This window comes from Williamwhitmania sp. (genome assembly GCA_035529935.1).
Lineage (GTDB): Bacteria > Bacteroidota > Bacteroidia > Bacteroidales > Williamwhitmaniaceae > Williamwhitmania.
In genome coordinates this window covers 1-13,388 of sequence record DATKVT010000104.1, presented here as the reverse complement: position 1 = coordinate 13,388, position 13,388 = coordinate 1, and the positions used below count along the sequence as shown (strand labels likewise).

11 protein-coding genes and 1 tRNA gene are annotated in these 13,388 nt (G+C 44.8%); 5 read left to right on the top strand and 7 right to left on the bottom strand.

Translation table 11 applies throughout. The annotated features are described in order from the left end of the window. Positions 1-1,331 (top strand): ATP-binding protein (locus VMW01_08195; protein ID HUW06228.1); only part of this gene is annotated, 1,331 nt, incomplete at its 5' end. Between the two features lie 12 nt (positions 1,332-1,343). Then, a complete protein-coding gene (locus VMW01_08190) occupies positions 1,344-2,027 on the top strand; it encodes a response regulator (GenBank protein ID HUW06227.1) in 684 nt (227 codons plus the stop codon). Positions 2,028-2,137: 110 nt separating this feature from the next. Here the strand turns inward: VMW01_08190 and VMW01_08185 are convergent. Then, positions 2,138-2,214 (bottom strand) — tRNA-Arg (locus VMW01_08185). A gap of 31 nt (positions 2,215-2,245) precedes the next feature. Here VMW01_08185 and VMW01_08180 point away from each other — a divergent pair. Then, complete coding sequence (locus tag VMW01_08180) at positions 2,246-2,380, top strand: hypothetical protein (protein ID HUW06226.1); 135 nt, start codon at positions 2,246-2,248, stop codon at positions 2,378-2,380. Positions 2,381-2,399: 19 nt separating this feature from the next. Here the strand turns inward: VMW01_08180 and VMW01_08175 are convergent, their stop codons facing one another. Continuing rightward, positions 2,400-5,384, bottom strand: a complete 2,985-nt coding sequence (locus VMW01_08175; GenBank protein ID HUW06225.1) for an AsmA-like C-terminal region-containing protein — start codon at positions 5,382-5,384, stop codon at positions 2,400-2,402. A 134-nt stretch (positions 5,385-5,518) separates the two neighbouring features. Beyond that, entirely contained in the window at positions 5,519-5,884 is a 366-nt protein-coding gene (locus VMW01_08170; GenBank protein ID HUW06224.1) for a hypothetical protein, read from the bottom strand. A gap of 304 nt (positions 5,885-6,188) precedes the next feature. Here VMW01_08170 and VMW01_08165 point away from each other — a divergent pair, with 304 nt between their 5' ends. Continuing rightward, a complete protein-coding gene (locus VMW01_08165; GenBank protein HUW06223.1) occupies positions 6,189-7,310 on the top strand; it encodes a hypothetical protein in 1,122 nt (373 codons plus the stop codon). A 126-nt stretch (positions 7,311-7,436) separates the two neighbouring features. On the opposite strand, the gene VMW01_08160 is transcribed toward VMW01_08165, so the two are convergent. Both VMW01_08160 and VMW01_08155 read right to left on the bottom strand, forming a co-directional pair. After that, the gene (locus tag VMW01_08160; protein HUW06222.1) at positions 7,437-9,212 is read right to left on the bottom strand and encodes an aconitase/3-isopropylmalate dehydratase large subunit family protein; all 1,776 of its coding nucleotides are present in this window, start codon (positions 9,210-9,212) and stop codon (positions 7,437-7,439) included. Between the two features lie 53 nt (positions 9,213-9,265). Continuing rightward, positions 9,266-11,077 (bottom strand): aconitase/3-isopropylmalate dehydratase large subunit family protein, encoded by a 1,812-nt coding sequence (locus tag VMW01_08155; GenBank protein HUW06221.1) that lies wholly within the window; start codon positions 11,075-11,077, stop codon positions 9,266-9,268. A 160-nt stretch (positions 11,078-11,237) separates the two neighbouring features. On the opposite strand from VMW01_08155, the gene VMW01_08150 reads away from it, so the two are divergent. Then, positions 11,238-12,419 (top strand): MFS transporter, encoded by a 1,182-nt coding sequence (locus tag VMW01_08150; GenBank protein ID HUW06220.1) that lies wholly within the window; start codon positions 11,238-11,240, stop codon positions 12,417-12,419. Positions 12,420-12,482: 63 nt separating this feature from the next. Here VMW01_08150 and VMW01_08145 read toward each other — a convergent pair whose 3' ends face one another. Both VMW01_08145 and VMW01_08140 read right to left on the bottom strand, forming a co-directional pair. After that, positions 12,483-12,794 (bottom strand): HigA family addiction module antitoxin, encoded by a 312-nt coding sequence (locus VMW01_08145; GenBank protein HUW06219.1) that lies wholly within the window; start codon positions 12,792-12,794, stop codon positions 12,483-12,485. 14 nt (positions 12,795-12,808) lie between these two features. Beyond that, entirely contained in the window at positions 12,809-13,090 is a 282-nt protein-coding gene (locus tag VMW01_08140; protein ID HUW06218.1) for a type II toxin-antitoxin system RelE/ParE family toxin, read from the bottom strand. Positions 13,091-13,388: the final 298 nt, after the last annotated feature.

Sequence of the window (13,388 nt, the reverse complement as noted above, 5' to 3'; positions counted from 1 at the left end):
GTCCCATTTTGCTTGCAGCTGGCTTAAGTGCACTAGTCTGGGATTTTTTCTTCATTCCACCACAGTTTACCTTGTTTGTACAGCAGCCTGTGGATGTGCTCATGCTGGTCATGTTTTTTATAATTGCCCTACTTAATGGAATTTTGACATCACGAGTTCGACAACAGGAAGGAAAAATTAGGCAACGCGAAGAACGAACCCATGCACTTTACCAGCTATCAAAAGAAATAACCGTCGTCGCTGGTCTCGACGAAGTTACAAAAACAGCCACTGACTATATCCAACGATATTTTCATTTGGACTCTACCATAATTATTAAAAACAGTGTTAATCAACTGGAGAGAGATTATACCAATCTACCGCTAAACCTTTCAGAAAATGATTTCAGCATTGCTGAATGGGTTCTTAAGCATTCCACCAAGGCAGGTAAATTCACGGATACACTTCCTTCAGGCAATTATACATTCTACCCATTACAAGGGAATAGCGGTAATGTCGGTGTTATAGTAGTTCGACCCTCAGCTAAATTTACCTATGGTGAGGAACAATTTTGGGAAGCCGTTCTATCGCAGATTTCAGGAAAACTTGACCGCGAGTTCTTGCGTGATGCAGCAAAACAGGCGTACGAAATTAGTGAATCGGAAAAGCTATATAAAACTCTCTTCAACTCAATCTCTCACGAATTGCGCATTCCTGTGGCCACCATTATGGGTGCATCCGATACAATGCTTTCGCAAAACTACCCGGAAGAAACGCTCAAAAAGTTGTATTCAGAGATTAATATTGCCTCGGTAAGGCTAAACCGGCTTATCGAAAACCTTTTGAATATGTCCCGCCTCGAATCTGGACGTATTACCCCGCACCCTGACTGGTGCGATGTTCATGATTTGGCAAACAGCGTATCCGAGTCGTTACAACGAGAACTACAACCCTTCAAACTTTCAGTAATTATTCCCGCTGAAATGCCGTTAGTTTTCATCGATTTTGGATTGATTGAACAAGTCCTTCATAATCTTGTATTAAATGCAACCCAACATTCGCCTAATGGCAGCAGAATAAGGCTGAAACTATTTTATGACGGTGGCATTCTAACTATTCAAGTTATGGATAGAGGATTAGGTTTTCCAGCATCAGATTTGCAGCTGGTTTTCCATAAGTTTTATAGAGGAAAAAATTCTGTAACTGGTGGAACAGGATTGGGATTGTCTATCGTAAAAGGATTTGTTGAGGCACACCAAGGAACAGTGATTGCTCAGAATAGGGAAAATGGCGGTGCACTATTTACAATAAAATTGCCAGTTGGCGCTTTAGATATGAGTTTAGACAGTTGACTTTACATGTAAATGACAGATGCGGGGCCAATATTAATTGTGGACGACGAGGTTCAAATACGTCGATTGCTGGAAATAACTCTTTCGGCAAAGGGCTATAAAATTGCTGAAGCTTCCACTGGAAAGGAAGGGCTGCTAATGGCCGCCACTGTTCGACCAATCCTTATTATTCTTGATTTAGGATTGCCAGATGACGACGGCCAAAGCGTGCTTAAAAAACTTAGGGAATGGTATTTCAAGCCCATCATCATACTTTCAGTTCGGAGCTCAGAGGAAGAGATAGTAACGGCACTTGACAATGGTGCAAATGATTATCTCACAAAGCCTTTTCTTACAGGAGAGCTGTTGGCACGAATTAGGGTTGCCATTAGGCAGAGTCAAAACATTGCGGACGAGCCAATACTCAAATTTGGCTCCCTTGTAATTGATTTATCAGCCCATACAGTACATAAAAACAATGAGGTACTAAAGTTTACCTCCACCGAATTTTCGTTGCTGGCGCTATTTGCAAAAAACGAAGGTAAAGTGCTCACCCACCAATACATTTTAAAGGAAATATGGGGAATGGGGTATGTAGAACAAACCCAATATTTACGTGTGTTTGTGGCGCAGCTACGCAAAAAGATTGAGGACAATCCAACAAAGCCCATTTTGCTCACTACCGAGTCGGGTATTGGATATCGGTTTGGGAGATAAAATATGTTGACGTACAAATGATTACCTGCACTACATCGCTCGCAATCCAATAGCTAATATAGATCATGCAAAAAGGAGAGACAACTTACGTTATCTCTCCTTGCACCTTTTGGTGATTCCGCCGCGATTCGAACGCGGGACCCACAGCTTAGAAGGCTGTTGCTCTATCCAACTGAGCTACGGAACCAGTTCTTACGGAGCGCAAAAGTAGAAAAAATATGGGCAATGCAAAACAGTTCGGCCATCTTTTTGCTAAAAAGGCAGCCGACCAACCATATAAAGATTATTATACCGCCATTTTCGCTGTTGCCCATGCTTTGGCAACAGAGCGAAGTGGCAACATTGCATTGTAATACCTAATTTGCTAAAGTCCTAATCTCCTGTATCTGGCTTAACGTTTTTAAGCAACGCATCGTGAATCATCTTGCGCAGCTGCAGCTGCTGATTTGCTAAGGTGTGTCGTGATGTTGGTCGGAAGTAGTCGGCATACTTGCACTTGGTGAGCTTATACTTCAGGTCATCGATATTGCCGGACACATCTAGCCCCAGCCGTATGGGCAGCGGACAGTCGATTACCGAAATGTGGTAGTCGAAGGTGAGGTCGAAGTTGTGGCGTCCCTCCACCACCGCCTTATACTTATCCATTACAATAAGGAAAGGATAAACATCAATCTCCTGCTTAAATATGGTAAACTCAGCCGAAAGGCTATCGATCTTATTCTGCGTCTTCTTGTTAAACTTCAGCCGCTTAGCAATATCGCTAAAGGTAGTGCCATCCATTAGCACCAAGTCTTGCCCACGAATGGAGGAGGCTGCAAGTATGGTTGACTTCTTTGGATTGTAAAGTGAGTCGAGATTCATTTGACCAACAAAATGAAACTGGCCTGTCCCCCTAAACGACTTCAGCATGGGCATAATGGTGTCAATATCGGGAATCATGCTCAGCAATTTTTCTATCTTCACGCTGAGCATGTTGTAGTCCATAGCCAAAAAGAGGTTGTTCCTCCTAGGTGTTCGATACAACACCGTTAGCTGCATTTTGGAGGCCGGAGTAACAAACTGAAAGCCATCCAACAGCAGTGTGCCATCCTTTACGGTTACGTCACCCTTAATGGCCTTGATGGTATCTGTTCCAATGGTTGCATTTTTAATATCGGTGTGCAGAACCATATCCATACCCTTGGGAACCATGTAAGGACCAGATGATTCACTGGAGGTTTCATGCGCAGATTTGGCCGTTCTATCTCCCATACCGCTTGTTAAGCCCATGAGTTGCAGCACATCGGTAGTGCTGCTTACAAAGGTGAAATCACCCCGAAGAAGGGAGTCGCTCCTGAAATAGGAAAGGATATTGCTTAAGGTACCAGTAAGGCTAAAGTCCGAATGGGCAATCTTGAGTCGACTATCCTCAATGTGAAACACCTCTGGGTTGAAATCCATCTTGAGAGAGGGAATTTGGAATGGCTGGTTCATGGTTGGCAGGATAACAACTCCGTTGTCCATATTGAGGAAGCCCGTTGTCAGCCACTGTAGGAATATATCCTTCTGCGACTGGTCGTTGGTAACATCGGCCTTGAACTGTAGCTTTTTAGCACTAGCAATAGTTTCGCCCATCGATGCCAACATACTGCCGCCATCGTAGGTTATAACAATTTTAGGCTCCATCTTCTTACCCTTTCGTGGCATCATTGTAAACTGCCCTGCCGGTTTCTGCAGTGCTAACTTCATGGTGTCATTGCTGGCAGAGAGGGTATCGAGCGAAAATGTGCAGGCAACATCGGGAATTCTAGTAGTATCGCGCACATCGGAGGTTGCCAGTTCAATATTTGCATTTTGAAAAAAGACACGATAGGCTTTTAACTTGCTTGCCTCAAGGCTCTTTGTGCTGATTTTTGCATACACAAAACGGGTGTTTGCCGAGGTGGGGTTGGGATTGGGTAGTGCAAAGTCAACCTTGGCGTAATTGGTCTTCATAGCCAAGCTATCGTAGGCAACGTCGAAGTCGGCAAACTCCACAGAAACGGAGAGGTTCATCCTATCGAGCAGCATCTTTTTCATCTGCGACATGGTGAAGCGCGATTTTATCTTACCAGAAACTTTCCCTGCCATCCGCACCTTCATACTTTTGGGAACAAGTGGCGAAAATTCATCCAATGTAAGATTGGCGTCGGAAGCTAAGTCGACGTGCATATCGGAAAAAAGGTGTGTTATCGTTCCCCTTGTGCTAATGGAGGAGTGGGGAGTTTTAGCGCTAAAATTGTTGATACGAACGTAGGATATTGCATCATTTTTCATATCGGAATAAAAGGCAACATCTCCATTGATGTGGCTTAGCGGCAAATGGAAGCTGTTATTCTTCAACGATCCATCTTTTAGCTGAAAGTGAATGTCCATCAAGGGCATAGAGGTGCTGGAATAGATACCCTTTACAGTGCCGTTCGAAGAGATTTCCCCATCGGCATCAAAGACTAGATATGAGCGGAATGATGGAGGTACAAGTGCCAACAGGGTTGGAATAGACCACGATTTAAACTCATAGCCAATATCGGTTACAACCCGCTTATTGATGGTATCGTTCTCCACCGAACCGGTAAGTTCAACTGCAAGGTCGTTAACCGACAGCTCGGCATCGGTAAGCTGTATGTGCTGCTTCGACAGGATTACCTTTATGGGTAGGTTCAACTTAACCGCTGCCCTGTCGAGGTAACTCTCGCCTGCATAGCTAAACGAAACAAGGCCATCGCTCACTTTTACGTGGCTAAGCACGGTATCGGACACTAGCGATCCCGAAAGTTGAGCGGTTAGATTTCGAACACCAGCCTGCATCCGCATTGGTTGGTCATCGTAGGAAAGGTTGATATTCTTTAACGATACATCGGCGATGTTGATTAGGCTAAATTTCATGGCCGATTGGGAGGTATCCACCACAGCGGTGGTATCGACCTTCATTACATTGTAGTTGGCATGCCCAAGGCTATCAACAAACACATTTACGGTTCCATCGCTAAGGTGTAGCTTGTTTAAAACAATCTCGTTACGCTTCCAGTAGGCTTCCACATCCACCACGCCAACCAGCTCACCAACGCTTATCAAGGTATCGGATGAGGAATGGCCGGTTGGGTTCACTAAAGCAAAGTTATTCACCTTCAATCCAAAGTGTGGAAAAGTGCTAAAGAAGGTTAGCTCTACCTCTCCTATCTTCGATTGGCAGGTGATATATTTTGCCGCCTGCGTCCTAACAATTGGGGTGAGCCTTGCCGGGGTAAACACTAACCAAACGACTACTCCAATGGCAGCAATAACCAAGAAAATTAGCAGAGCAAGCGTTATGGCTAATCGTTTAAAAAATTTCTTCATTTGCCTTTTATTATTGTTTTTGGACTCGTAATTGTGAAACCTTTGAATAGTGAGCAACGTGAATTGCAGCACAATGGCAACGCCTTACCACTACATATCGGTTTGGCTTCACCATGCCTCTGGAATGGAATTTACTAGTTTACCTTGGTGAAAGTGGTGCTCACCCCAAAACTGTCGTGGTAGGTTAGCGTGGTAGAGTTTAGCACTGTAACCGTATACACCTTGGGCACGGTACCACCAAGCTCCATAACATAGATTTGTGTAAGATCGCTGTTATCCAGACTCCATGTAAACGATAATCCTTCACCATCTACTTGATCGTCGGCGGTATCCCAGGTAGTGCCGGTATAATCGCTCAAATACTTATAGAAAACGGTTCCCGACTGCCATTTTCCGTAGAGCAGCGATTCATCAAAGGAGGTATTTTGGTCCTTCTGACAGGAGTTGAATAGAATGGCCACTGCGATGAGTGCCGTTGCTAAAACGAGAAACTTCTTCATATTTTTAGGTCTAATTATTAACAAATACTACTTATAACTTCTTACAGCGTCCAAGCAATTTAGCAAGGAATGGATTTAAGTGTCCATTACTTTGATACAACGGACAACAACCAACCTTGTCATCGCTGCAATATAGCGAGAGTTCAACTTTCTGCATATACCGCTTAATCATTTGCCCTACTCACTGCAGCAATCACAATGCAAATATAGGGGATTAATGCTGAATGAATAAATAGAGCATAGTGGAAGTAGGTATTTGAGTATATTTGTTTAAAGAAGAGAAATAAACCTTTCACCAATCGCTATGAATAAAACAAAACTAATATTCAGCCTAATAGCTTCTTTAATCCTATCTACACATATTACCAAGGGGCAAGGGAAAACATTATATGTTATCGATTCAATTCCTTTTTACCAAAACATGCCATTTATAAAGGAGATTGCAGCAGATGACATGCATTTATACGATGATGAAATAGCGTCACAAAAAATTTATACCGATTCTGTAAAAATCAAGAATTTGGGATTTGAAATATTTGATACTGTAATAGTTATTGAAACTAAAGAAATGCTTAAACGCCCATTGGAATTATCGAAAATTCCTAACAAGAAACTTTTTCAGATATACAACACCTTCATTTACTATCAGAATGGGGATAAACCTTACACGGGTCCATTCATTGATTACAACATCAATGGATCAATCAAAGAAAGGGGTTACATTAACAATGGCACCATCGAAGGAATTGTATATGAGTATGATAATATGGGAAAAATTAAAAAGGAGGAAGATTTTAAGAACGGTTTTAGTGCTCGTTCTTATCGCGAATTCTGGCCAAATGGAAAAATTAAGGCAAAATATAATTTTAGCTTTTCATCACCAAACGAATATTCCCTCTACACTTCACAAGGATTAAAAATACCCAAATCCTATAAAAAGATAACATCATTTATCAACGAAAAGCAATTTCACAGCGATGACACCTACAAAACTATTTTAAAGTTATTTCAAAATAGTAATTATAGAATTAATCAAAAATCCTATGATGCCTTTTTGTTTCTTGGAGCATCACTTTTCTATAATGGCGAAGTAGAACTTGCCATACAGATGCTTGATTCAGCACTAGTAAGGGAGCCAGAGGATATTAACTCAAGGATATGTAGGCTGTACTGCACCATATTCAAATACGAAAACAGCAAGTTGAGATCAATTAAACCAATAAAAGAGAATTATACCTTTGCACCCATTGATTCTTCTGCCTTAAGTGAAAGGCCTATTGACATCAGGACTATTTGCAATGATATCCATGAGTTAAAAGCACAGGGTTACAACCATTTATGCAGTTATACCTATGAGGATGATGAAGGTAGCGATGTAAAATTTTTTGTATCAATACCAGATGCTGAGAAAATATACTGTAAATAGTAGAGTGCTATTAAAACAGTCAATCCCTGAATAACATTGACAAATTCGTTCATCTAATACTCTTCAAATAAAAAAGCAAAACGAGCCGCGAAAATCGCGGCTCGTCCTATTTTATTGGATGAAATGCTATAACGTTTTCATATAGTTTACCAGTCCCTTCTTCTCAATAATTCCCATTAAGGCTTCAGGTAGCGGTTCAAAGTGAAACTGCTTGCCACCAACGGTTATGTTTCCATTTTTGAAGTCGAGTTCCACTGCATCGCCGGGCTTGTAGGCATCAACGGCCCCCTTATGCACGATGAGCAGTAGGCCCTGATTAATGCAGCTACGGTAGAAAATACGGTTCACACTTTTCACCAATACCGCCTTAACACCTGCATGGGCCAACCCCACTGCCGGATGCTCACGCGAACTGCCACATCCAAAGTTATCTCCGGCAACAATAATATCACCAGCCTTCACATTGTCGGAAAAAGCCTCATCGAAGCCCTTAAACAGGTGGGGCATAATGGCCGCTGCATCGGAGCTGAGGACGCTGTAGGTAAGGTTTCCGGCAAACATCTGGTCGGTGTTGAGGTTGTCAGCATCGGAATAGTTCCACACACTGCCCAACTTCCGGTTTTCACCCATGGGAATGGAGATGGTGGTAGCCGTAGCAATGGTGGTCTTGTATACATCGTGTCCGCTCTTTCCTCGTGGATCAGTAATTTTTCCATGGATAGCGCTCATGGCAACGGTGGCCGGAGAGCCTAAGTATACCGAGGAGTTCTTGTTGCCCATACGTCCCAAGAAGTTACGATTGGCGGTGGAGATTACGTTGAAACCATCGGCGGGAATTCCCTGCCCAGTTCCCAAACATGGACCGCATGATGAGGAAAGAATGGTCGCCCCAGCCTTCATCAGCTTGGTAATAATTCCCTCCTCAATAGCCTGCATGTATATCTCCTTTGAAGCGGGTATTACCAGCATCTGCACGCCGGCAGCCACCTGTTTACCATCCATTACCTCGGCTGCAATCCTAAGGTCGTCGAGACGACCATTGGTGCAGGTACCCACAACAGCCTCCTGAATGGGTGTTCCCTCCACCTCCGAAACAGCCTTGATATTCTCAACCGTATGCGGTGCTGCCACCACTGGAAATAGTTCATCGAGGTTGATTTCGAGCTCAGCAGCGTACTTAGCATCGGCATCGGCCCAAACACCTGGCCGCATATCCTTGCCAAGGAATTTTTCCAACACCTCATCGGCAGGGAAAACGGCATTCTTCGCGCCCATTTCCGAGGCTAGGTTTGCCAAGGTCATGCGCTCAGAGATAGATAGCGTTTTCACTCCCTCGCCATGGTACTCTATGCTCATGTAGTTGGCACCATCGGTGCCAATCTTGCCAATTATCCACAGCGAAATGTCCTTGGCATAAACACCGGGGCGCAGCCTTCCACGTAAGGTTATCTTCATGGAGGGAGGAACAAGAAACCATGTCTCTCCGCGCTTATACAATCCGGCAGCTTCGGTTCTATCAATTCCTGCAGCCAGCGCATTAAATGCCCCTGCGGTGCAGGTGTGGCTGTCGGAACCAACAATAATCATTCCCGGGCGAGCATGGTAGCTCATCAGCTGGTGGCAGATGCCCCGTCCGGCATCGTAAAACTTGGTGATACCCTGCTCCTGCACAAACTGGCGAATGGATTGGTAATCGTTGGCCAGTTTGCTTTCAGTTGGTGGAGCATTGTGGTCGAGCACCACCAGCAGCTGGTTTGGATCGAAGAGCTTCGAGCCTCCCATCTTTTCAAATGTCTTCTTGATGGAGGCTGTATTGTCGTGAGTAAGCACAATATTAGGTTTGCGAAATACTATTGCACCCTCATTGGCTCCCAGCACCTTCTCTATGAATGTTTTTGCCATGACTTTTTCTTTTTAGATAATCTGAATCATCTCAATCAAAATGCCACTAATAGTTAAAACAGGCCACCCTTTTGGTAGATCTCCATCTGCACCTCGTAGAACGGGTTAGCTTTGATGGCGGTTGACTTAGTGATGTTCTCCACCTTACCTGTTTCGAGATTTATGCGAATGGTATCTCCCTCTGCAAGCGAAAGCCCATCGAGCGAGGAGCAGGTCATAATGGGAAGAGCTGCGTTGATGGCGTTACGCTCGTAAATGGCGCCAAAACTCTCGGCCATGATGCAGCTAATACCCAGCGCCAAGAAGCAATCCACAGCCTGTTGGCGTGAGCTACCTGCACCAAAGTTCTTCTGCGTTACAATGATGTCACCTGCCTTGGCCTTCTTGGCAAAGTCCTCGTATCCCTTGAGGTTATCGAGGGCGTATTGACCCATTTCGGCAATATTGGTAATGGCAAGGTAGCGGTTGTGGAAAATCATGTCGGTGTCGATGTTGTCCTCCTTGATAAACCACACGCGGCCCTCCACAATGGTTGGCTTATCGCTCTTCACCTTTTCGGCAGCAGCCATTCGATGCTCCTTCGCCTTAATGTCGGAGGCGGTAAAGAGCGCTGGTTTGGCCGGTATGTCGTTGGGCGTGGTGATGTAGCCTGCAACAGCCGAGGCTGCCACAACAGCAGGTGCAGCAAGGTAAACCTCGCCCTTTCCCTGCTTGCCGGGGAAGTTTCGGTTACCTGTGGAGATGGTGATCTCCCCTGCCCCATTCTGCCCCACCTGTCCGGCAGCGCATCCGGCGCATCCGGCGTTGGACACCAAAGCTCCTGCATCTTTAAATATTTTAATCAACCCCTCCTCAAGGCATTGCTGCCAAACCGCATCGGTGGAGGGAACAATTTTTAGGACCACCCCGGGAGCAACCTTTCTCCCGCTCAAAACCTGAGCAGCAGCACGCATGTCTTCCATACGTCCGTTAGTACAGCTACCAATGAAGGCAGAATCAATCTTCGACTTCTTCACTGTGTTTACATCAACGGTATCGTGCGGCTTACCGGGACGGGAAACCATGGGCACGAACTTAGATACGTCGAACTGGTATGTTTCAGCGTAATTAGCGTCGGCATCGGCAGTAACGAGCGGAAGATTTTTTCCAGCTCTGGCCTGGCAGTACTCCATTACCTCCTTGTTGGGCGTAAAGAGCAGAATGATAACGCCCATTTCGGTTCCCATGGAAGCAACGGTGATGCGCTCATCGAGCGTGAGCTCGTCTACCGCCTCTCCATAAAATTCCACAGAGTAGCCCAGCAACTTATTGGCGCCAAAGGTGGTCATCAGGTTCATTACAATGTCCTTGGCTGTAACACCTGCCGGACGCTTACCGGTAAGCGTAATCTTAACCGATTCCGGAACCTTAAACCAAACGCTTCCGTTGGCCCAAGCAGCGGCAATATCCTGATCGCCCATTCCCTGTCCAAATGCACCAACAGCACCAAGAATATTGGCGTGAGAGTCGGTGGTAACAGCCGTTGAGCCAGGGCATGCCAGCCCTTCCGCCACAAGAATATGGGTGCCAATACCGGCGTCGATGTCGTAAACCTTAATGCCATGCTCGCGTGCAAACTGACGGCAAATGTGCTGGTTTACTGCATACTTCTGGTCCGATCCTGTAGGGTTGCAATCGAAGGTGAAGAAGGTCTTTGAAGCATCGTCAACGCCAAGGTTGAAATCCTTCAGATTCTTTACCACGTTAGCCCCACCAAAATCACGGGCAGCCCTCACATCCATTAGCACATCGATGATGTCGCCAGGCTTAACAACCTGCTGCTTGGAGTGATTGGCTATAATCTTTTCAACTAAGGTCATTCCCATAGTTCGTAGTAGTTAGTTAATAGTTATATGTTAAAAAAGTAGTCATTTTTGCGCCTCTCAGGGAGGGAAACCTTGCTGTTCAATTGTTGGTAAAATTGACAATTTTTGCACAAATTGCAAGCGATTTTTGGCTTTCAGTTAAAATTAAAAAGCAACAACCATGCCGCAGTGGAAAAGTAATGTTTACAAGCTATACTACCTAAAGATCACCGGCTGGTTTTTGCTCTTCATGCCCGTGGTGGTTATTTTCTTCCAGTCGCACGGCCTCAGCATGAAGGAGGTTTTTATCCTCCAGGCAGTCTACAGCATTGCCATTGTGGTGCTCGAAATTCCCTCCGGCTATCTAGCCGACGTTATTGGACGAAAAAACTCCCTGCTCTATGGGAATATATTGGGATTCATAGGCTTTAGCGTCTATGTTTTTGCCAACAACTTTTGGGGATTCCTGGTTGCCGAGGTGGTGATGGGCTTTGGGCAAAGCATGATTTCCGGAGCCGACTCTGCTCTGCTCTACGACACCCTGCTCGAAGCTGGTGAGGAGAAGCGATACCTTAGGGAGGAGGGTAAGGTGGCCGGGCTCGGAAACTACTCCGAAGCGCTGGCTGGAATTTTGGGTGGCCTACTGGCCGGAATGAGCCTCCGTGCTCCCTTTATTGGGCAGGCTCTTGTTACCCTATCGGCCATTCCCGTTGCCCTGTGGCTCTACGAACCAGCCATTATGAGGATACAAGCCAAGGTTAGTATGGTCGATATTCTAAAGATAGTGAAGTTCAGCCTAGTGGATAGCAAGCAGCTGCGCTGGAATATACTGCTATCAGCAATTACGGGTGCGAGCACTCTATCCATGGCCTGGTTTGCTCAACCCTACTTCGAAAAGGTGGGCGTTCCGTTAGCTGCCTTTGGAGTTCTATGGACGGTGCTTAACTTCTCCGTGGGTATTACCTCCTTCAGGGCGCATCGCATTGAGGAGAAGCTGGGGTTAAAAGGCACTGTAATAATGGTAACTGCGGTGCTTACATTGAGCTACATACTTTTGGGATTATTCCCCTCCATTTGGACACTCGGCGTATTGCTGGCATTTTACCTTGCCCGTGGCATAGCCACTCCCGTATTCAAGAACACCATAAACAAAATTTCGCCATCGGAGTCGCGTGCCACCATACTCTCGGTGCGCAACTTTGTAATTCGCATATTCTTTAGCGTGCTGGGGCCACTCTTCGGATGGATGGCCGACCGCTTTGGCCTGATGCATGCGCTGATAGCAGCCGGTGGGATATTCACCATTCTGGAAACGGTGGCGGTGGTGAATTTTTTAAGGGTGAATAGGGAAACAGAAACCTAAGAAAAGATGCTAGTTATATGATCAGGTCGAAACAAAAAAGATAAGTTATGCAACGCCAATGAGCTAAGCCACATTTTGCGACGCATTCTTTCCAATTGCTTTTATCCGCATCAATACTTCTGACATTCTTTTACGCTCCTCCTCGATATCAAAATCATCTTGAAGGCCGAGCCAAAATTTTGGACTTGTTCCAAAGTAAAGGCTAAGCCTAAGCGCGGTATCTGCAGTAATGCTCCTTTTTCCCTTGATAATCTGTGAGATTCTAGTTTGTGGAATTTCAGTGTCCTTTGATAGCCTATATGCGGAAATATTCATGGGCAAAAGAAATTCCTCATTTAGAATTTCTCCAGGGTGAATGTTCTCTAACCTCTCCATAATTTCCCCTTTCATTAATGATAATCGATAATTTCTACCTCTTTAGCTTGATTGTTTTCCCATAAGAATATTATTCTCCATTGGTCATTGATTCTAATGCTATAATAGCCTTTCCTTATTCCTGACAACTTTTCAAGACGATTTGAAGGTGGGATTTTCAAGTCTCCAATTGATTGAGCATTACTCAGCATTCTAAGTTTTCGCCTTCCAATCTGTTGAATTTCTGGTGGAAGATTCTTGACTCTTTCACCATCCCAAATCTTTTCAGTTTCGTTAGAACCAAATGAAACAATCATTGCTTTCCAATTACACTAGTAACGCCAAAGGTCAGTAATTGTTTCGAAATTACCAAAAACGTTTTAGCTATCGATAAATTATATCTTAACACGTTTATAAGTAACCTAAAATCTCCACCACCCACCTAAATTGAGATTATTCACCAAATAGTAACTATTTATTTACCCACTTCGCTCCAATTACTAAATGATAGTGGCGCACCTACGACACACAAAAAAATTACGGGGAGTATGTTCTACCATCATTGGGCCCTTACCGAGCCGCGCTGAGGAGAATACCATAACAGGAAAGCAACAG